Source organism: Sphingosinithalassobacter tenebrarum (assembly GCF_011057975.1).
In the GTDB taxonomy this organism is placed as follows: domain Bacteria; phylum Pseudomonadota; class Alphaproteobacteria; order Sphingomonadales; family Sphingomonadaceae; genus Sphingomonas; species Sphingomonas tenebrarum.
In genome coordinates this window covers 2,610,737-2,630,845 of sequence record NZ_CP049109.1, presented here as the reverse complement: position 1 = coordinate 2,630,845, position 20,109 = coordinate 2,610,737, and the positions used below count along the sequence as shown (strand labels likewise).

Genomic DNA, 20,109 nt, shown 5'->3' with positions numbered 1-20,109 from the left:
AGAAAGCGCGCCCGCTATGGCCTAAGCGGAGCGTGGTACTCGATCCCGTTCCGCTCGAGCCCGTCGATCGGGGATATCTGCACGTCTTGCGGCTTCAGGCGCTGCGGCGGACGGTCTTCTATGTCGCCGCCGCTGCGCTCGGCGATTATTTCGCACATCGTGAATGGGGCTGGCCGCTCGGCGTGATTGCCGGGCCGGTGCTGGTGATCGGCCTCTGGTCGATCTTCATCGCCGCCCACCGCCGCTGGAAGCGTCTCGGCTATGCCTATACCGGGCGCGAGCTGCATGTGGGCCACGGCTGGTTCGAGCGTGTGCACAGCATCGTGCCGATCGCCCGCGTTCAGCATATCGACATCACCCGCAGCCTGTTCGAACGCTGGTTCGGCATCGCCACCCTGGTGATCCATACCGCAGGCAGCAGCGTCGTGCTGCCCGGCCTGCGCTATGAGGAGGCCGAAGCGATGCGCGATGATATCCGCCCCCGCATCACGGGCGAACCGTGGTAGGCGACGAAGCGGAAGGCGAAGTCCGCCGGCTCCACCCGATCACGCCCTTCTTTTCGCTGATCACCGGCGCACGGTCCAACATCCCGGCGGCGGTCGCGATCGTTGCGGCGCTGTGGAGCCGGGGCGGGCTGGTGGTCGTCGCCGCGCTGGGCATCGGCGCGGCGCTGATGCTGTTCCTGCACTGGCTCGGCTGGTTGCGCACCACCTATCGCCTGACCGACGAGGAACTGGTGATCGACAGCGGCCTGCTCAGCCGCCACCGCCGCGCGATCCCGCTGCAGCGCATTCAGGATATCGGCATCGAGCAGAATCTGGTGCAGCGAATGTTCAATCTCGCCCGTGTCCGCATGGAAACCGGCGGGGGCGGGGCGGACGAGGCGCTGCTCGACATGGTTTCGCTCGATGAGGCGCGGCGGCTGCGTGTCGTGGTGCGCGGCGAGGCGCAGCCTGACTCGGGCGCGGTCGCTGCGCCGACGGAGGCGGAACGCGAGACTTTGCTCTACCGGCTCGGCTTCGGGCAATTGCTGCTCTCGGGCCTGCTCAGCTTTTCGCTTTTCTGGGTCGCGGCGGCGTTCGGCCTGTTGCAGTTTCTCGACGATTTCACTGGCTATGACGTTGGCGACCTGTTCGACTGGCTCGAACTGCATCGCGCGGACTTTTCCACCAGCCAGCTGCTGTTTCTGCCGCTGCTGCTGGTCCTGCTTGGCCTGTTGTCGGGAATGATCAGGACGATCCTGCGCGATTTCGACTTTCGCCTGACGCTGCACAAGGGCCGGTTGCGGCGCGTGACCGGGTTGCTCAGTCGCGGCGAGAGTATCCTTTCCATTCCGCGCATCCAGATGGGGCTTGTGCGTCGCATATGGCTGCGCGGAATGCTCGGCTATGCGGACCTGTCGGTGCAGACGCTGGGCGGCAGCGACGATCCCGGCGGGCGCCACCGGATCGCGCCGTTCGTCCGCGATCCCGCGATCGCCGAGCTGATGGCGGTTGCGCATCTGCCGAACTTCGAATCGGTCGGCCTGCGGCGCGTGGCCGCAGCGCATGTGCCGCGCGCGTTCCTGAAACAGGGGCTGCTGCCTACCGCGTTGCTGATCGGGCTGGTGATCTGGCTGCCCCCTGCCTGGCCGGTGCTGGCTGCGATTCCCTTCATTGTCGGCGCGGCGCTGCTGCAGCGGCGGTATCACGGCTATGCGCTGCGTGAGGATAGCCTGCAGGTCCGGCGCGGCGTGCTCACCCGGCGCCAATGGGTGCTGCCCTATGACCGGATCCAGATGGTGACGCTGCACCGGACGCTGCTGCAGCGGCTGTTCGGGGTTGCCACGGTGCTGATTTCCACCGCCGGGGAGACGGGGCGCGATCGCCCCGACATCCATGACCTTCCAGTCGCGGAGGCGGGCGACGTCGCACGCGCGCTGATCGCCCGGATCTGAAGCTTCGCTATTCGCGTGCGGCGCTGCCGTTGGCGGGCAGGGCGGGAACCACCGGTTCGGGCCGAGCGGTGGGCGCGCGCCGCACACCGGCAAGGCCTGCCGGGCCCTCGGGCGCGGCACTCGGGGCGGGGCGGGGCGGAATGGTGATCGACGATTCCTGCCGTGGGCTCGCCAGCGGCTGCGGGCGCATGCATTGCAGCGGACTCGGCCGATCGAACCGATCGCAGTTCCACAATGCCTTGCTGTAGCTCTGTCCGCCCATGCGCAGATAGCTGAACGCCATCGTCGCGACCTGGTCGGATGCCAGCGGCAGCCGGTTGGGCGTACTGTCCTCCGGCATCCAGCCCATGAACTTGCAGCGCTTGCGATCGCCGCACACGCGAATCGCCAGTGCGGGAAACTCAGCGGCGTCCATGCCCGGGTCGAGCGTTACGAGGAAGCTGTCGGGATCGCTCGCGGTCGGCTTGGGCAAGGCGTCGGGCGCGATTTCGGCGGCCTTTTCTCCCGATGCTTCGGGTGCTTCGCCATGATCGCCGGAAAGCGCGGCAAGCAGCGGCTCGAGCGGTTCGGCACCGGCATAGGCGCGCGAGAAGGCGCGCGGCGTGCCCCACCATCCCGTCCAACGGAAGAAGAGGTGGCCGTGCACCTCGGTGATCTTCTCAAGGCTCGAGCTCCAATAGGGCACGACCCAGTCGGTGTGATAGTGCGTGGCGTGGCCGACTTCGGCATAGACGTCGCCGTTCAGGGCGCCGCGGGCGGTTTCGCGGGCGCGCCGCCACGCCGCCTCGGCCGGGCGGCGTGCCATTGCCCCGTCGCAGGTGAAGGTGAACTGGCAGCCGGTACTGCGTTCCGATCCCTGAAATACCACGCCGCAGACGGTGTTGGGGAAAGCGGGATGCCGCACGCGGTTGAGCACGACCTGCGCGACTGCCTGCTGCCCTTCGCGATCGTCGCCCGCTTCGTAATAGACGGCGGCGGCAAGGCAATCGACGGCGCGCGCCTGGTCGGCGGCCGCGCCGGATACGCGAAAAGCGCGCGCGGCGGGGTTGGGCAGGTCAGAGAACGGAACCGCGGCATTGATCGCGCGCGCGCTTTCCGGTTCGACCTTGACGAAATCGACGGGCTCGACCGGCGGCAGCTCTTCCTTGGGTACGATGCGCGCGGGCTGGACCGCCTCGACCGCTTCGGGCGGGATCGGCACGGCACGCGGCACCGTGGCCACGACGATTGAAGGCAGCGCGATCGCCACGCAGCCGACCGTCGCCAGCAGCATGCGCATCCGCGGCGAAACGCCGTGCAGGCTGTGATGCACTGCGCGCATTCTCAGCGCGCCCGCAGGACGGCGGGCAGGGGCCCGTCGGGGCCACTTCGGGCGCAAGGATGAATCATCGTGCGCAGCACCTAGTGCGCGCGCGAACAAGCGCAAGTCGCCGCGCGGTCAATCGACGCAAAGTTGAGCCATTCGGACCCGAGCGTCTCAGTCCTCGGGCCAAATCCCCCGGGCTTCGCACAGATCCCAGTCGTCCGCCGCCTTCAGCCGACAGCCGGCGCCCCGATTCGCGGGGCAAAGCCGCACTGCGCGCTGATAGTGGTTGTAACAGCTTTCCGGCGGGCCCTGGTGCGAAGCGGCTTCCGGTTCGCCCTTGGTGTCGGCCACGGCCGCCGTTGGCGATTCGGTCGGCTGCACCTGAGCGGCCGCCGCCGAATCCGGCTTCGCCAGCTGCGGACCATAGCCCGCTTCCCCATTGCCGCCAAAGGCCAGCGGCCAACCCAAAAACACCGCCAGCATAATGCTGACGCAAATCATGGCATTGCGCACGAGTTCCCCCCGGAAGTCTCTAGCGATTTATCCCCGACTCGTGCAGCCTAACCTGAATCCCCGGTTAACGTCGAATCGTTTCACGCCTCAGGAAGGAACTCAGAAACAGATAGATAGCGCTCACCTGTATCATAATTGAACCCCAGGACGCGCGAACCGGCGGGCAGATCGGGCAGCTTCTGGAGAATCGCCGCCAGAGTCGCGCCCGAGCTGATTCCCACCAGCATGCCTTCCTCGCGCGCGGCGCGGCGGGCCATGTCCTTGGCGACTTCGGCATCGACCTGGATCGCGCCGTCGATCGCATTGGTGTGGAGATTGGCGGGGACGAAACCGGCGCCGATGCCCTGAATCGGGTGCGGGCCGGGCTGACCGCCCGAAATGACCGGCGAGGCTGCGGGCTCCACCGCATAGACCTTGAGGTCCGGCCAGCTTTTCTTGAGCGTTTCCGCAACCCCGGTGATATGGCCGCCGGTGCCCACGCCGGTAATCACCACATCGGGCGGGCTGTCGGCGAAGTCGTTGAGGATTTCCTGCGCGGTGGTGCGGACGTGCACGTCGACATTGGCCGGATTCTCGAACTGCTGCGGCATCCATGCGCCGGGTGTTTCGGAAACGATCTCAGCCGCGCGTTCGATCGCGCCCTTCATGCCCTTTTCGCGCGGCGTGAGGTCGAAGCTGGCGCCATAGGCGAGCATCAGCCGCCGCCGCTCGATCGACATGCTTTCGGGCATGACGAGGATCAGCTTGTATCCCTTCACCGCCGCGACCATTGCCAGTCCGACGCCGGTATTGCCGCTGGTCGGCTCGACAATCGTGCCGCCGGGCTTGAGGTCGCCCGATTTCTCCGCCGCCTCGATCATGGCGAGTGCGATGCGGTCCTTGATCGATCCGCCGGGATTGCTCCGTTCGGACTTGATCCATACTTCGGCATCCGGGAACAGCCGCTGCATGCGGATATGCGGGGTATTGCCGATCGTTTCGAGGATCGTCTGGGCCTTCATCGCTTCCTCCGATTATCTCAGGAGAAGCGACTTGGGGCGAGCTGCCCGCTTGCGCAAGGCTTGATCGCTCAGCGCGGGGCGTTGAGCCAGCGATAGGCCGCGGTTCCCGCACCCCCGGCGATCACGAAGCCGAGAAAGACGAGCGGCCCCAGAAATATCAGAAAGGCGCCGCACAGCGCATGCCACACCGCCCCTTCGGCAAAGGCCGACGCGATCGATGGCGCCGGGAGCGTGTCGCGGTTCATGTCGCGCGCGGCGAGCAGCAGGAACAGCGCGACCAGATAGCAGGTGGCAAGCAGCAGTCCGGGTCCGCGCGCGGCGCCCGTGATGCTGGTCGTCAGCCACAGGAAGATCGCCGTGGCCACCGCCGCCGAGAGCAGGCGCGAGCCGCGACGAACCGCCAGATGCGGCGAGTGTCCGCGAACCGGGTCGCTGTGATCCTGTGTGGCGCGCGGCTCGCGCATTTCCTGTCCCCCGCCGCTGTTGGGACAATGTTACGCCAGCGAAAGCAAAGTTTCGGTAAAGGCTGCAGGGCGTTGAATATTCAACCGGATTTCGCGGTTGAATCGTCGTCCCCGCGCGAATCCGGCGGATCGAAAGTGCGCGCGTGGATCAGTTCAGGGAAGATTTTGGCCCAGAGGCCGGTCACGAGAATTGCGCCGATCCCGCCGCCGACCACTGCCGCCACGGGTCCGATCAATGCGGCGAGAAAGCCCGATTCGGCTTCGCCCAGTTCGTTCGAGCCGGAAATGAACAGCGTCGATACCGCGCCCACGCGCCCGCGCATGTCGTCCGGGGTGTAAATCTGGATCAGCGACTGGCGGACATAGACCGACACCATGTCGAACGCGCCGAGCGCGAACAGCGCGACAAGCGAAAGCAGCACCGCCGGCGACCAGTCGCTGCCGACGGCATCGTCGCCCATCATGCCGGTCATGATCGGGCCCGCGAACCCGAAGACGACCGTGGCGAGCCCGAAGCCCGCGACTGCCCACAGCATCTTACGCCCAACTTCGGTGCGCAGCGGCCGCCAGGAAAACAGGGCGGCGGTCACCACGGCGCCGATCGCCGGGGCGGCGCGCAAATGGCCGAGGCCGTCGGCGCCGATCTGAAGGATGTCGCGGGCATAGACCGGCAGCATCGCCGTCGCGCCGCCCAGCAGCACCGCGAACAGATCGAGCGAGATCGCGCCGAGCACCAGCCGGTTGCGGCGGACATAGTGTAGCCCTTCGATCATCTGCAGCCAGGGATTGCGCGCCTTGCGCACCGCCGATCGCGCCACCGGAGTGATCAGCATCAGCATCAGCAGCGATGTCAGGAACAGTCCGCCCGAAACGGTGTAGGGGAGCCAGTCGGCACCGGCATAGAGATAGCCTCCCAGCGCCGGACCGATCACGACGCCGACCTGCCAGGAGACCGAGCTCAGCGCGATCGCGGTAGGGAGCAGCGCGGGCGGGACGAGATTGGGGGCCAGCGCCTGCAGGGCGGGCCCGGCAAAGGCACGCGCGACGCCGAGCAGCGCGGCGATGCCGAACAATGCGGGCAGCGAGATGGTGTCGGTCCAGGTCAGCCAGGCGAGGGTGATCGCGCACCCCGCTTCGAGCGCGACCGACGCGCGCGCGATCCAGCGCCGATCGAGATGATCGGCGACCCAGCCGGCGAAGAGCGACAGCGCGAGCAGCGGCAGGAACTGCGCGACGCCGATCAGACCGAGCTGGAACGAGGCTTCCTTGATCCCCATCGTTTCGCGGGCAAGGTCGTAGACCTGCCAGCCGATGACGATCACCATCGCCATCTGCGCCAGCGTGGCGCAGAAGCGGGCGATCCAGTAAACGCGGAAGTTATGGACGGAAAGCGGATGGCTGGGCATTCTGTCCGCCTTAGTCGCGCGCGAGCCCGATCGGCAATGAAGGATTTTCGCTGGCGTCGAAAGCCGGGTGGGACTGGCAATCTGCGCCGCGAATTGCCATTGTGATGGCGGGTTCGGAACTGGAGACAAACGAGAATGCGGATACGCTTGCCGCTCATTCTGGGGATATTGGCGATGGCAGGATGTTCTCCGGCGGCAGACAACCCGATAACCGGCAATCAGTCGGCGCTGCAGGCGGGCAATTGGTCGCAGTTTCGCGACGACACGATCGAACGCTGGTTCGAACTCGATCCCGCTTTCGCCGTCTATCAGGGGCGGCACGAATATGACGGCCGCCTGCCCGACTGGAGCAGCGAAGGCCTCAAGCGGCGCGGCAGCTTCCTGAAGGAAACGATCCGGCAGGCGCGCGGCTTTACCGGGCTCGACATCCACGACCGGTTCGAGCGCGACTATCTGGTGAAGGTGGCGGAAGGGGCGCTGTTCTGGCTCGAGGATGCCGACCAGCCGCACAAGAACCCCGCCTGGTATGTCGGCAGCTTCGATCCCAACGTCTATGTCGCGCGCGAATATGCCGACCCGGCGACGCGCATGCGGGCGATGGTCGTCTATCTCGAGAATGTTCCCGCCGCCGCCGCCGCGGTCCGGGCCAATCTGCAGCAGCCGCTGCCGGCGAGCTTCATCGACTATGGCGTGGCGGCCTTTGGCGGCTTTGCCGATTATTATGTCGGCGACGGCAAGGCGGCGTTCGCCGATGTCGCCGATGCCGATCTGCAGCGAGCCTATGATGCCGCGGCCGCTCCGGCTGCGCGCGCGATGCGCGACCTGCGCGACTGGCTTGCCGGTCAGCGCGACAAGGCGGCGCAGGATTTCGCACTGGGGCCCGAGCGTTTTCAGCGGATGCTGAAGCAGACTGAGGGCGTCGACATCTCGATCGATGCGCTGGTCAAGGTCGGACTGGCCGATTTGAAGCGCAACCAGGATGCGCTCGCCGCCGAATGCGCCAAATTCGCGCCGGACGCGACGATCGCCGAATGTGTCGCCAAAATGTCCGCCGAAAAGCCCGAGGGCGGCGTGGTCGAAGCCGCACAGGGGCAGATACCCGAGCTGCGGCAATTCGTGATCGAGCACGACCTCGTTTCGATCCCCGGCACAGAAGAAGCGCAGGTGCGCGAATCACCGCCGTACAATCGGCAGAATTCGGCCTATATCGATATTCCCGGACCCTTCGATAAGGGGCTGCCGTCCATCTACTATATCTCGCCGCCCGATCCGAGCTGGCCGGCCGAGGTGCAACGCGCCTATATCCCGGCCGAGCCCGATCTGCTGTTCACCACCGTGCATGAAATCATGCCGGGGCATTTCCTCCAGTTCCTCCACGCCAATCGTTCGCAATCGGTGCTGGGGCAGATTTTCGTAGGCTATGCCTTCGCCGAAGGCTGGGCGCATTACAGCGAGGAAATGATGTGGGAGGCCGGGCTGCGCGAGGGCGACCCCGCAACGCATATCGGCCAGCTTTCCAATGCGTTGCTGCGCAATTGCCGCTTCCTCGCCGCGATCGGCCTGCATGCGCAGGGCATGACCCAGGCCGAGGCGCAGCAGATGTTCCAGCAGCAATGCTATATCGACGAAGGCAATGCGCGGCAGCAGGCGGCGCGCGGTACCTACGACCCGGCGTTCCTCAACTATACGATGGGCAAGCTGATGATCCGCAAGCTGCGCGCCGACTGGACCGCCCGAAATGGCGGGCGCAAGGCGTGGAAGGCGTTCCACGATCAGTTCCTGAGCTATGGCGGCCCGCCGATCCCGCTGGTGCGCCAGGCGATGATGGGCGATCCGAGCCCGCGCGCGGTATTCTGATGGCGCAGGGCGGCGGCTTCCGGCTGCACGAGCCGGAAGCGCCAGACGCGCGGCATCGCGAGGCGGTGCTGGCACCGCTGCGCGCCTATAATGTCGCGCGTGCAGGGGATGGCGGCTTTCGCCCGGTGGCGATCCTGCTGCGCGATGCCGATAACAGCGACCGGGGCGGCCTGTGGGGTACCATCGGCTATGACTGGCTGTTCGTCGAATTGCTCGTCGTGCCCGAGAGTGCGCGCGGGCAGGGGATCGGCGCGCGGCTGATGGCGCGCGCGGAGGCGATTGCACGTGCCGACGGTTGTGTCGGCATCCGGCTCGACACCTTCGAATTTCAGGCGCGCGGATTTTACGAGAAGCTCGGTTTCGAGCTCTACGGGACGATCGAGGACCATCCCGTGGGCAGTCGCCGCTATTTCCTCAAAAAGCGGATCGGCGGCGCGGCGGACATTCCGGCCGGATAGGGTGGGGGCGGCGATGAACGCCGCCCGCGGGCCCTTATTTCGAAAGCGCTTCGATCAGCTGGTCGCGCGTCATCGACGAGCGTCCGGGAATGTCGCGCTTCTTGGCTTCCTCATAGAGTTCCGCGCGGGTGCGCTTGTCGGTGGCCGGCGCCTTGGCGGGCGCCGGTGCGGCCTTTTCCTTGGCGGGCGCCGCTTTGGGTTTCGCCGCTGCCTTGGGCTTGGCGGCAGCCTTCTTGGCGGGCTCGGCCTTGGGCTTTTCGGCCGGTTTGGGCGCCGCCTTGGTCGCACCGGCCTTCACCGGAGCTTGCGCCGACGCCGGCTTGGGCTTCGCCGGAGCCTTGCTGGCGGCAGTCTTGGGTGCGGTTGCCTTGGTCGCGCCAGCCTTTACCGGTTCGCTGGGTTCCGGCTTGGGCGCGGGGGCGGGCGCCGGCGGGGGCGGCGGAGCGGCCGCCGGAGCCGGGGCGGCGGGCGCGGCGGGAGGCGGTGGCGCGCTCTTCTTGCTGCCTCCGAACAGTGCCTTGATACGCGACAAAATCCCCATCTTCATACCCCCTGCGTTTTGGCTGCCCGATCCTGCGAAGCCCGCCCGGAAACGGCCGGAAGCGCCAAGCTTAGGGCTATCGCCCCCGGCTTGTCGAGACCGACGGATCAGCCAATGTGCAGGAACCCGCACGGTCCTTCGCCGTTCCATGAAGCAATGCTTCGGAGAGTAACATGCGTACCACCCTTGCCGTGTCGGCGACTGCGCTCATCCTGTTCGCCGGATCCGCCGGCGCCCAATCGCATCGCGGCGAAAATGGTCCCGGGTTGCGGGACGATCGGCGCGCCGAACCGCGCGGGCATGCGGGCAAGGGCGATGCTCGCTCCCGGCGTCCTGCGCAGCGGGAGCGGGAGACAGGGCGTCCCGAACGCGCGGAAAATCGCGGAGGGCCGCAGCTGGTCGCGCGCGGGGCTCTCGAACGTCAAGCCCGCCGCGCCGCCGCCGATATCGCACCGGGCGGACGAAACGGCGCGGGAGGCGATGCCGCACAGCGCGCACGCGCGCGTGACTTCGGGCGCACAGCGACCGCCGGCCGAACCTCGCATATCCGGCATCCGCGCGACATAGAGCATTTGCCGGTACGGTCGGTCGGCCTGATCGACGGCTGTCCTCCCGGTCTGGCGAAGCGGGCCGAGCCATGCCTTCCGCCTGGGGAGGCGCGGCGGCTGATTGCCCAGCGCCGCTGGTATGACGGGTGGTGGCGATCGCCTACGGGTAACGACAGATCGCAATATCGCCATGCCGGCGGCTATCTCTATCGGCTCAACCCGGCGGACGGCGCGGTCATGTCCTGGCTGCCGCTTCTGGGCGGCGCGCTGGCGAAAGGGCGGAGCTGGCCGGGCGGCTATGCCGGCGATCCCGTTCCCGCCTATCATGCCGATTACTATGGCTATTCGGATGTGGAATCCTATCGCTACGCCAATGGCGTGATTTACGGCGTCGATCCGAAAAGGCAGATGATCCAATCGGTTGCGGCGTTGCTGACGGGCGACGAATGGAAGATCGGATCGCCGATGCCGGCCGGCTACGGTGTCTACAATGTCCCCAATGCCTATCGCGACCGCTATCGGGACACCGACCGGTCCTGGTACCGGTATTCGGACGGTTACGTCTATCGGATCGACCCGACGACGCGGCTGGTTCAGGCGGCAATCGAGTTGCTGGGCTGAAGCGATGCGGCGCGGGAAAAACAACAAGGAGAGTTGCGCGATGCGTGCGACATTCGCGCCGGGGCTGGCCTTTGCCCTGGCACTGGCGGCATGCGGAAATGCCGAAGAAGCCGGACGGACCGAGGCGCTGGCGCCCAGCGACCGCACCGTCGCGGCGGCGCTTGAAGCGACCGACCGCCTCGATCGCACCGGCGCGCTGGTGCGCACCGCGGGGCTGCAGCAGGCGCTCGACGGGATCGGCCCCTATACGATCTTCGCGCCGCTGGACGATGCCTATGCCGCGCTGGGCGAGGCCGGCGATGCGCTCGGCGGCGACGCTGCGCAGTCGGGCGCGCTGGCGGCATCGCTGCTGCGCGGTCATATCGTGCCCGGGCTGCTCACCGATCGCGACATCGTCAACGCCATCGAAGTCAATGGCGGCGAAGTGGAAATGACGACGATGGACGATACTATCCTCACCTTCCGCGACGACCGCGACGGGATCGTCGTGACCACGCGCGACGGCGCTCGTGCGCGGCTGCTGCCGGGAACCGAAGTGGCGCGCAACGGTGCGGTCCATCCGATCGACGGCCTGCTGCGCAATGCCGGGGAGAGCGGAAGCGGCGCGCGCTGACGCGAGTTCATCGTCGGTTCAGCGCCTTGATTCCACATCCGTAACGGGTGGCGGAAACCAAGGGGAGCTACGATGCACGCGCAAACCATCATTGCGGCGCTGGCGCTGACCGGAGCCGGGCTCCTGTTCGCCGAGCCTGCCGGGGCGCAAACTCTGAGCCGCGGCGACTATGCCCAATGCGAAGTCTATCGTAACGGCGAATATCGCGGGCTCAGCCAGACCTGCCTTGAACGCAAGCGCGCGCAGATCCGCCGCTATCAGCGCAATCGTGCGCGCGATTCCGCCAGCTATGCGGCGCCCGCGCGCGGCCCGTATCAGGCGATCCGGCCATGTCCCGGCCATGCCAATATGGGGGCGGGGTGGCTGTCCACCCGCACGCCCTCCGGCGGCTTTGTTTCCACGCCCTATGGTGCGTTCGATGCGCCGGTGAACGGGCGTCCCTGCGTGCCGCGGCGCAACGGGGGCATCCTTCGCGGCGTGCGGTGAGCGTGCGTCAGTCGCGCGCCGCGCCGAAGGTGTAGAACAGCGCGATGCCGCCCGAAAACTGGTCGCGCGATCCCAGCTGCGTCACGATCGGGGAATCTTTTCCGTCGCCCAGCAGCCGATCATATTTGACATAGCCATAGACGCTCCAGCGCCGGTCGATCTTTTGCAGATAGGCCGCCGCGGCGCCCGCCGAATGCAGCCCGCCATCGGCGTCATAGACCGGCAGGCCGGAAGTGATTGCGTCGCCCGGCGTCACATCGAAATAGGCGCTTTCATAGCCATTGCCGGCAAAGGTCACGCGCGGCCCGATCGAAAACAGCCACTGGTCGCCGTCACGCGCGACATAGTCGCCGCTCAGCGTGCCGATCAGTCCTTCATGCCCGTTGACGCCATAGCGTGCCTCCGCGCGAAGCCGGACATTGTCGACAACCCACAGATTGGCGAAGCCGCCCAGCTCGACGGTGAAATCGACCTTGGTCAGTTCGACGCCCGCCTCATGCTTGCCGCGCGCGCCCTGAAAGTTGAAGGCGGGGCCGATTTCGAACGGCCCGCTGCGCAGGATCGGCATGCCGATGCTTTCGTCGGGCGCTTCGAAATCGAAGATTTCGCTGCCCCGGGCGCGGGAAAACTCGAACATCGGGCTGAAGCTGACATCGTCCGATCCCGGGAAGCTCGGCGTGACCTGCGGACCGATCCCGACACGGGTCCGCGAAGGGGTGTCCTGCGCCAGCGCGGGCAACGGGGCGAGCAGGGTTGCGGCCGCGATTCCGGCGGCGAGGGTACGATGCATGATGGTGCGGTCTCCTTTGCGCACTCAACCCGTTCGATGCCCGAAACGTTCCGCTGCGGCATATGGCATTGACGGCATTCAGCCTGCCCGTGTCAGGCGATAGAGGCCGGCACCATGCGCGGCGATTCGTTGTTCGAACCGATCGCCGAACGCGCCGACATCCGCGCCGCGCCACAGGTCGCGCGCACGCCAGCCTTGCGGCAGCCCGATCAGGTCGAACCGCGCGCCGATGGTCTGCGCTTCGTCGGTCAGGTTGAAAAGCGCCAGATAGCGGTCCCGCCCGTCCGCAGCGCGCGCGGTCCACAGCCGCATGCCGTCGGCGATGAAATGCGGGCGATTGTCGGTGCTCGCCTGATTGACCGCCAGCACTTCGCGGTTGGTGAGCAGCGCCAGCGTGGCGGCGTCCAGATAGCGCAGGTCGCCGCCCATGATCAGCGGCGAACGCGCGATCGACCACAGCGTCATCACCGTGCGCTGTTCGTCGGGCGTGAAGTTGGTGTCGCGATCGCCGAGCGCGAGCCGGCCGAGCGGCAGCATGTCGGCATCGGGCCAGCCGCCCGGCCGGCGATGCGCGTTCCAGTTTTCCAGCCGCGTGAACTGCGCCGCGAGCAGGTCCCAGCTATCCCAGAAATCGTCGCTGATCCGCCACATCTGGGCATAGCGCGCGACATGATCGGCGCGCGGCACCGGCGTTTCGCCGGGCGACAGGCTGAGCGCGATCGGCCGCCCGGTCGCGGCGATGGCGTGATGCGCCGCCTCGATCTCGGGCGCATGCGCGTCATAGGGGCGGCTCATATCGTCCATCTTGACGAAATCGACGCCCCAGGAGGCGTAGAGCGCGAAGACGCTGTCATAATAGGCCTGCGCGCCGGGCTTGCGCATGTCGACGCCGTACATGTCCGGGTTCCACGGACAGATGCTGGAGGTGTCGGCAATATCGCGCGCGGTGTAGCGTGTGCCGAGCACCGGCAAGTCGCGCTCGACCGCCAGCCGCGGAATGCCGCGCATCAAGTGGATGCCGAACTTCAGCCCCAGCGCATGCACCTGTTCGGCGATCGGCGCGAATCCCTTGCCGCCCGCCGAGGACGGAAAGCGATTGGGCGCGGGGAGCAGTCGGCCATAACCGTCCATCTCGGGCTTCGGCGCGCTGTTATAGGTATAGCTCGATGCTTCGGGCTCATACCACTGGATGTCGATGGTGAAGACGTCATAGCCCGCAGGCAGCAGCTTCTCCGCCATGATCGTCGCCGTCTCCAGCGCCTGATCCTGCGTGATCGTCGTCGCAAAGCTGTTCCAGCTGTTCCAGCCCATCGGCGGGGTAGGGGCGAGCAGTTCCGGCGCGGCGCTTTGCTTCGCGAGCGCCGAGGGCGCGGTGGCGGCGCCGATACCGAGCGCGGTGGTGGCTAGAAAATCGCGGCGGTGCATGGAAGGTCCCCTCACAATTATAACCGTTAAGGTAGCGCTATCATGCAAGGGTGAGCAAGGCGAGGTGTGCCTGAGGCAGCTTGCCGATGTCTATCTCTCCGGCGTGACAGGGTGAGGTCTCAATGGCCCAGAAGTTGTCCGTGCTATTCCTCTTGCGTAACGGTCAAATCGCAATAGTGTATCGAAAGATAACGTGGGGAGGTGAGCTTGGAACTGGAAACAAAGCTCAGTGAGGTTGCTCAGGTAGCGCGCGAGCATCGAGAAGTGCTGCTTACCGAAGAAGCGGCGAAGAACGCTCTTGTCATGCCTTTTCTGCAGGCGCTTGGTTACAACGTCTTCAACCCCTCGGAGGTGGTTCCCGAGTTCACTTGTGACGTTGGAACCAAGAGAGGAGAGAAAGTCGACTATGCGGTATGCCATTCCGGCGGCGTAGCGATATTGGTGGAATGCAAACCGGCAAATGTCGAGCTCGACATTGCCCACGCCTCGCAGCTCTTTCGTTATTTCTCCGTGACGGATGCGCGCATCGCGATCCTGACGAACGGAATTGTGTACAAGTTCTTCTCGGACATCGACACGCCGAACAAGATGGATGAACGTCCCTTCTTCACGCTTCAGATCGACGCCTTGCGCAAGACCGATTTTCGGACGTTGGAGAGCTTCACCAAAGCTGGCTTCGATATCGAGAAGATCGTGCAGGAAGCGGGCAATCTGAAGCTCCAGACCTTGGTCTACAAGGAACTCCAGAAGGAATTTCAGGAACCTTCCGAGGAGTTTGTCCGATTGATTGCGGGTCGGGTCCACGAAGGCGGCAGGATCACCGCTGCGGTCAAATCGCAGTTCGAGAGCCTGATTGTAGCTTCAATCGCAAGCCTGATTCGGGATCGGGTGAACGAACGCCTGACGTCGGCGTTGAGCGCCTCGAATGCACCGGAAGATGTGGCAGCGGGCGAGGCCGATATAGGCGGGATCGTCACGACCGAGGACGAGATTGCCGGTTTCAATATCATCCGTGCCATCGCGGCCCGCGTTACTGATCCTAACAGGGTGGTGATCCGCGATGCGCAGTCCTACTGCGCGGTCCTTCTTGATGATAACAACCGCAAGACGATTGCCCGGATGCATTTCAACAGTCCCACTTCGCGTTATCTCGGCACATTTGTGGGCAAGGACGAAACGCGGCAGTCGGTTTCAGGGCCTGTCGATATCTACAAGTTCGAAAAGCAGATTTTGGAACGTGTAGCTGAGCTTGATGGCTGACGGAGGCTCACCCCAAACTCACAAAGCTATCCATAACCCGCTTCCGCCCGGCCTGTTCGAAATCGATCTCGAGCTTGTTGCCTTCGATCTCCGCGATCGTGCCGTATCCGAATTTCTGGTGGAAGACGCGCTGGCCCAGCGACAAATCCTCGCGCGGCTTGGCGCCGAAGCTTACCGCGCTGGCTTTGCTTTCGAGCACGCGCGCGGGTTCGCGGTTGAAGCTGCGTTTGGTGTAGCCGCCGCCGGGGTTCTTCAAGTCGACGCCCGCCGCGCGTTGCCAGCCCGGGCCGCGCCCGGTGCCGCGTGACACATCGGCGAAGGGATCGCTGCGCTCGCTCCAGTTGGCGCGCCACAGGCTTTCGCCGCCGCTCATCGTCGTTTCCGCCTCGTGATGTTCGCCGGGCAGTTCGCCGACGAAGCGGCTGGGGATGCTGCTCGTCCACTGGCCGTAGATGCGCCGGTTCGCCGCGTGCAGGATCACCGCCACTCGCCGCGCGCGCGTGATCGCGACATAGGCGAGGCGGCGTTCCTCCTCGAGGCTCGCCTGACCGCCTTCGTCCAGCGCGCGCTGGCTGGGGAAGACGCCTTCTTCCCACCCGACCAGAAATGCGGTGTCGAATTCCAGCCCCTTGGCGGCGTGGATCGTCATGATCGTCACCTTCGCCTCTTCGGCGTTGGCATCATTGTCCATGACCAGGCTGACATGTTCGAGGAACGCGCCGAGCGTTTCATATTCCTCCATCGCCCGGACGAGTTCGTTTAGGTTTTCCAGCCGCCCCGCCGCCTCGGCCGAGCGATCCGCCTGCCACATCGCGGTATAGCCGCTTTCGTCGAGGATCTGCCGCGCCAGTTCGGGATGCGGCAATTCCTCGCCCATCGCCCGCCAGCGCGCGAAATCGCCGGCGAGATTGCCGAGCGACCGCCGCGCCTGCGGCGTCAGTTCGTCGGTATCGAGAATGCGCGCCGCCGCGGTGGTGAGCGGTACCCCCTCGCGCCGGGCAAGCTGATGCACCTTCGCCACCGCTTTGTCGCCGAGGCCGCGCTTGGGAGTGTTGACGATCCGCTCGAACGCCAGATCGTCCGCCGGCTGCGCCACCACGCGCAGATAGGCGAGCGCATCGCGGATTTCGGCGCGCTCGTAGAAGCGGAAGCCGCCGACGATGCGATAGGGCAGGCCGATCGCGATGAACCGATCCTCGAATTCGCGGGTCTGATGCTGCGCGCGCACGAGGATCGCGAAATCGTCGAGCGATTTGCCGTCGCGCTGCCCGCGCTCGATCTCGTCGCCGACGCGGCGTGCCTCCTCCGGCCCGTCCCACACGCCGATCACGCGCACTTTCTCGCCCGCGTCGAGCTCGGTCCACAAAGTCTTGCCCAGCCGCCCGCTATTCTGCGCGATCACGCCCGATGCCGCGCCCAGGATATGCGGCGTCGATCGGTAATTCTGTTCGAGCCGGATCACCTTGGCACCGGGAAAATCCTTTTCGAACTTGAGGATATTCTCCACCTGCGCGCCGCGCCAGCTGTAGATCGACTGATCATCGTCGCCGACACAGCAGATATTCTTGCGCTCCTGCGCAAGTAGGCGCAGCCAGAGATACTGGACGCTGTTCGTATCCTGATACTCGTCGACCATGATGTAGCGGAAGCGCTGCTGATATTGCTCCAGCACCTCGCGATGCGTGCGCAATATGGTGAGCATGTGGAGCAGCAAATCGCCGAAATCGCAGGCGTTGAGCGCCTTCAGCCGCTCCTGATACAGCGCGTACATATGCTGCCCGCGGCCATTGGCGTAGCTTTCATTGTCGCCGGCATCGAGCATGTCGGGCGTCAGCCCCTTGTTCTTCCAGCTGTCGATCAGCCCGCCCAATTGCCGCGCGGGCCAGCGTTTCTCGTCCAGTTCCTCGGCCTGGATAAGCTGTTTCAGCAGGCGTAACTGATCGTCGGTGTCGAGGATGGTGAAGTTGCTGTGCAGCCCGACCAGCTCGGCATGGCGGCGCAGCATCTTCGCGCCGATCGCGTGGAAGGTGCCGAGCCACGGCATCCCCTCGACCACGTCGCCGACCAGCTGCCCGACGCGCTCGCGCATTTCGCGCGCGGCCTTGTTGGTGAAGGTCACCGACAGGATTTCGCTGGGATATGCCTTGCGCGTCCATAACAGGTGCGCCAGCCGCCGGGTGAGCGCCGCCGTCTTCCCCGTCCCCGCGCCCGCGAGCACCAGCACCGGCCCCTCGGTGGTCAGCACGGCATCGCGCTGGGGTTCGTTCAGCCCCTGGAGATAGGGCGGATCGGCGGGAGGAGACGCTTGCGACATACGCGAACAGGTAGAGAACGGCGCGTGCACTCGCAACCCGCTTGCCCATTAAGCCTCTATAATGAGCGGGTGCCGTACCTGCACGATCGTTTAACCATCGGTTATCGAATCCGGCCTAGGGTGAACGATCGCGATTGCTGGGGGGCGCTTGTTGGAGAGTAGCCTTGGATCGCTATGTCGGCATGACGAAAATGGTTCGACGGGGTGAACTGATCGCGATTATCGCGATCGGGGTTCCGTTGTTTTTGCTAATGTCGTGGTTCGACGCGTTCGATGGTTTCGCGGAATTCGCGGCTTCGCACGAAGCCTGGGAATTGGACGAGATCTTCGTCCTGCTCATGCTGATGGGGAATTCGGGGCTGATCATCGCCACGCGTCGAACGATCGACGCCCGCCGCGAAATCGCCCGACGCGAGGAGGCCGAGGCGCGCGCTATGGAGCTGGCGCGCCACGATCCCCTGACCGGGCTCGCCAATCGTCGTGTGCTGGGCGAAGAGCTTGAGGAAATGCTGCACCACGCGGCGCATCGCGGTTGCGAATGCGCCGTGTTCGTGATCGACCTCGACCAGTTCAAGCCGGTCAATGACCTGTACGGCCATGAAGCGGGCGATGCGGTGCTGGTCGGCGTGGCCGAGCGGCTTCGCGAAGTCGCGGGGGATCAGTCGGTGATCGCGCGGCTGGGCGGTGACGAATTTGTCTGCGTGCTGCCGTGCCAGATGAATGGCGAAGCGCCGGCGCGCATGGCCTCCGCGCTGCAACGGCGCCTGTCCGAACCGTTCCACGTTTGCGGGGCGACTGCGGAAGTCGGCGCCACAATCGGTATCGCGCTGTGCCCGGCGGACGGCACCGATGTCGAAACGCTGCTGCGCAGCGCCGACGTCGCCATGTACGAAGCCAAGCGCGAGAAGCGCGGCAGCTTCCGCTTCTTCCATGCCGAAATGGACGCCAAGCTGCGCGAGCGTGCGAAGCTGGAAACCGATTTGCGCGCTGCGCTGGATGGTGGGGCGATACTGCCTTATTTTCAGCCGGTGATGGCGCTTGGCGACTCCCGTATCGCGGGTTTCGAGGCACTGGCGCGCTGGCAACATCCCGAACGCGGCGTGATCGCGCCGGACGAATTCATCCCCGTTGCCGAGGATATGGGGCTGATCGGTCAGCTCACCGAGACCATCCTGCGCCAGAGCTGCATCGCCGCGCGCAACTGGCCGCCGCGGCTTACCTTGTCGATCAATATCGCGCCGCTGCAGCTGAAGGACGAATGGCTTGCATCGCGGCTGCTGTCGGTGCTGACCGAAACGGGTTTCGCGCCGAGCCGGCTGATCGTCGAGGTCACCGAAAACGCCATCATCGACGATGTCGACCAGGCGGCCGAGGTTTTCGCATCGCTGCAGAATGCCGGCATCCGCATTGCCCTCGATGATTTCGGCAAGGGCTATTCCAGCCTGTCGCATCTGCGTCAGCTTCGCTTCAATCACCTGAAGATCGACAGCAGTTTCGTGCGTTCGATGGATTCCGCGGAAAGCCAGAAGATCGTCAGCGCTGTTTCCGGGCTGGGCAAGGCGCTCGGCATGCCGGTGACGGCCGAGGGCGTTGAATCGGCTGCGATCGCCGATGCGTTGCGCGCATTGGGTTGCGAACAGGCGCAGGGATATCTGTTCGGCATGCCGGTACCCGCCGACCAGCTCGAACTTCTGCTGGCCAAAAGCGCTGCCAAGCCGGTGCGCATTCGAAAGACCGGATGATGCGTCTCGCTGGCGGTCTTGTCTTCGCGGCGCTGTTCGCCGCTGCCCCCGCTGCTGCGCAGAGCGTCGAGCAGCTCGAACAGCTCGAGCCGGGCGCGGGCGAGGTGCAGGCCGAATATTTCGGCGCATGGGGTGGCGAGGGCGAGCAGGTGTTCGAATTGCAGGCGGGTGTTTCCGAACAGGTCGCGCTGGGGGTCGAGGCGGAATTCGAAGGCCCGGGCGACGGGCTGGTGTTCGAGGAATTTGGGTTCACGGCGCTGCTGCGTTTGGCAGACCCGGAAGAAGTGGCGCTCGCGACCGGCGTGATGGTCGAGATCGGCTTCGACACCGATGGCGAGCTTGCCGAACTCGGCGGACGCTTCATTGCCGAGAGCATCGGCGAGCGCTGGTGGCTGCAGGGCAATCTGATCGTCCGCCACCAACGCGAGGATGGCGAGCGCGGCACCGGCCTGGCCTATGGCGTTTCGGCGCAGCGCGCGCTGATCGACGGGCTCTGGTTCGGGGCGGAAGCTTCCGGGCAGTTCGCGCGCTTGTCCGGCCCCGCCGAACTGGCCCCGCGAGGCAGTCACTGGATCGGTCCGTCGCTGTCGGGCGAAATCGAACCGTCCGAGGAAAGCGAAATCGAGCTGGGCCTTGCCTGGATGTTTCGGGTATCGGGCGAGGGCCAGCCATCCGGGCCGCGCGTGTTCCTTCAGGCAAGTTTCTGACGGCGCGACCTTTCTCGTTGTAAAATCCGAGTCACCCCCGCATCCTGACGAAGGAAGTAACGGGGGAGACGGAAGATGATCTCGCGGCGGTCGATGCTTGCAATTGGTGGCCTCGGAGCGC

19 protein-coding genes are annotated in these 20,109 nt (G+C 65.5%); 10 read left to right on the top strand and 9 right to left on the bottom strand.

What is annotated here, in order from left to right:
- Window positions 1-32: 32 nt before the first annotated feature.
- A complete protein-coding gene (locus G5C33_RS13040) occupies window positions 33-506 on the top strand; it encodes a PH domain-containing protein (protein WP_206518559.1) in 474 nt (157 codons plus the stop codon).
- Window positions 500-1,936, top strand: coding sequence for a PH domain-containing protein (locus tag G5C33_RS13035; protein WP_165327617.1), 1,437 nt, complete (start codon window positions 500-502; stop codon window positions 1,934-1,936). The genes G5C33_RS13040 and G5C33_RS13035 overlap by 7 nt, the downstream gene beginning before the upstream one ends.
- 7 nt (window positions 1,937-1,943) lie before the next feature.
- Here G5C33_RS13035 and G5C33_RS13030 read toward each other — a convergent pair whose 3' ends face one another.
- The 5 genes from G5C33_RS13030 to G5C33_RS13010 form a co-directional block, all read right to left on the bottom strand.
- The gene (locus G5C33_RS13030) at window positions 1,944-3,257 is read right to left on the bottom strand and encodes a cell wall hydrolase (protein ID WP_165327616.1); all 1,314 of its coding nucleotides are present in this window, start codon (window positions 3,255-3,257) and stop codon (window positions 1,944-1,946) included.
- 156 nt (window positions 3,258-3,413) lie between these two features.
- Window positions 3,414-3,755: a hypothetical protein gene (locus tag G5C33_RS13025; protein WP_165327615.1), complete on the bottom strand. Its 342-nt coding sequence runs from the start codon at window positions 3,753-3,755 to the stop codon at window positions 3,414-3,416.
- Window positions 3,756-3,835: 80 nt separating this feature from the next.
- The gene (cysK, locus tag G5C33_RS13020; RefSeq protein ID WP_165327614.1) at window positions 3,836-4,756 is read right to left on the bottom strand and encodes a cysteine synthase A; all 921 of its coding nucleotides are present in this window, start codon (window positions 4,754-4,756) and stop codon (window positions 3,836-3,838) included.
- Window positions 4,757-4,824: 68 nt separating this feature from the next.
- Window positions 4,825-5,220, bottom strand: coding sequence for a hypothetical protein (locus tag G5C33_RS13015; RefSeq protein ID WP_165327613.1), 396 nt, complete (start codon window positions 5,218-5,220; stop codon window positions 4,825-4,827).
- An 80-nt stretch (window positions 5,221-5,300) separates the two neighbouring features.
- Window positions 5,301-6,626, bottom strand: coding sequence for an MFS transporter (locus tag G5C33_RS13010; RefSeq protein ID WP_165327612.1), 1,326 nt, complete (start codon window positions 6,624-6,626; stop codon window positions 5,301-5,303).
- A 135-nt stretch (window positions 6,627-6,761) separates the two neighbouring features.
- On the opposite strand from G5C33_RS13010, the gene G5C33_RS13005 reads away from it, so the two are divergent.
- Together G5C33_RS13005 and G5C33_RS13000 are read left to right on the top strand one after the other, a co-directional pair.
- Window positions 6,762-8,483, top strand: coding sequence for a DUF885 domain-containing protein (locus tag G5C33_RS13005; RefSeq protein WP_165327611.1), 1,722 nt, complete (start codon window positions 6,762-6,764; stop codon window positions 8,481-8,483).
- Window positions 8,483-8,941, top strand: coding sequence for a GNAT family N-acetyltransferase (locus G5C33_RS13000; RefSeq protein WP_165327610.1), 459 nt, complete (start codon window positions 8,483-8,485; stop codon window positions 8,939-8,941). Before G5C33_RS13005 ends, G5C33_RS13000 begins: the two co-directional genes overlap by 1 nt.
- A 34-nt stretch (window positions 8,942-8,975) precedes the next feature.
- On the opposite strand, the gene G5C33_RS12995 is transcribed toward G5C33_RS13000, so the two are convergent.
- Window positions 8,976-9,482 (bottom strand): hypothetical protein, encoded by a 507-nt coding sequence (locus G5C33_RS12995; RefSeq protein ID WP_165327609.1) that lies wholly within the window; start codon window positions 9,480-9,482, stop codon window positions 8,976-8,978.
- Between the two features lie 173 nt (window positions 9,483-9,655).
- Here G5C33_RS12995 and G5C33_RS12990 point away from each other — a divergent pair, with 173 nt between their 5' ends.
- The 3 genes from G5C33_RS12990 (at window position 9,656) to G5C33_RS12980 (ending at window position 11,750) form a co-directional block, all read left to right on the top strand.
- Window positions 9,656-10,651, top strand: a complete 996-nt coding sequence (locus G5C33_RS12990; protein WP_165327608.1) for a hypothetical protein — start codon at window positions 9,656-9,658, stop codon at window positions 10,649-10,651.
- A gap of 40 nt (window positions 10,652-10,691) precedes the next feature.
- Complete coding sequence (locus G5C33_RS12985; protein WP_165327607.1) at window positions 10,692-11,264, top strand: fasciclin domain-containing protein; 573 nt, start codon at window positions 10,692-10,694, stop codon at window positions 11,262-11,264.
- A gap of 72 nt (window positions 11,265-11,336) precedes the next feature.
- Window positions 11,337-11,750: a hypothetical protein gene (locus G5C33_RS12980; RefSeq protein ID WP_165327606.1), complete on the top strand. Its 414-nt coding sequence runs from the start codon at window positions 11,337-11,339 to the stop codon at window positions 11,748-11,750.
- Window positions 11,751-11,757: 7 nt separating this feature from the next.
- Here G5C33_RS12980 and G5C33_RS12975 read toward each other — a convergent pair whose 3' ends face one another.
- Both G5C33_RS12975 and G5C33_RS12970 read right to left on the bottom strand, forming a co-directional pair.
- Entirely contained in the window at window positions 11,758-12,540 is a 783-nt protein-coding gene (locus G5C33_RS12975; protein ID WP_165327605.1) for a MipA/OmpV family protein, read from the bottom strand.
- A 78-nt stretch (window positions 12,541-12,618) separates the two neighbouring features.
- A complete protein-coding gene (locus G5C33_RS12970; RefSeq protein WP_165327604.1) occupies window positions 12,619-13,965 on the bottom strand; it encodes a glycoside hydrolase family 27 protein in 1,347 nt (448 codons plus the stop codon).
- 201 nt (window positions 13,966-14,166) lie between these two features.
- Here G5C33_RS12970 and G5C33_RS12965 point away from each other — a divergent pair, with 201 nt between their 5' ends.
- Complete coding sequence (locus tag G5C33_RS12965; protein ID WP_407698049.1) at window positions 14,167-15,225, top strand: type I restriction endonuclease; 1,059 nt, start codon at window positions 14,167-14,169, stop codon at window positions 15,223-15,225.
- Between the two features lie 7 nt (window positions 15,226-15,232).
- Here G5C33_RS12965 and G5C33_RS12960 read toward each other — a convergent pair whose 3' ends face one another.
- Window positions 15,233-17,539: an ATP-dependent helicase gene (locus G5C33_RS12960; RefSeq protein ID WP_165327602.1), complete on the bottom strand. Its 2,307-nt coding sequence runs from the start codon at window positions 17,537-17,539 to the stop codon at window positions 15,233-15,235.
- Between the two features lie 251 nt (window positions 17,540-17,790).
- On the opposite strand from G5C33_RS12960, the gene G5C33_RS12955 reads away from it, so the two are divergent.
- Both G5C33_RS12955 and G5C33_RS12950 read left to right on the top strand, forming a co-directional pair.
- The gene (locus G5C33_RS12955) at window positions 17,791-19,281 is read left to right on the top strand and encodes a putative bifunctional diguanylate cyclase/phosphodiesterase (protein WP_165327601.1); all 1,491 of its coding nucleotides are present in this window, start codon (window positions 17,791-17,793) and stop codon (window positions 19,279-19,281) included.
- A complete protein-coding gene (locus tag G5C33_RS12950; RefSeq protein ID WP_165327600.1) occupies window positions 19,278-19,988 on the top strand; it encodes a hypothetical protein in 711 nt (236 codons plus the stop codon). Before G5C33_RS12955 ends, G5C33_RS12950 begins: the two co-directional genes overlap by 4 nt.
- Window positions 19,989-20,109: the final 121 nt, after the last annotated feature.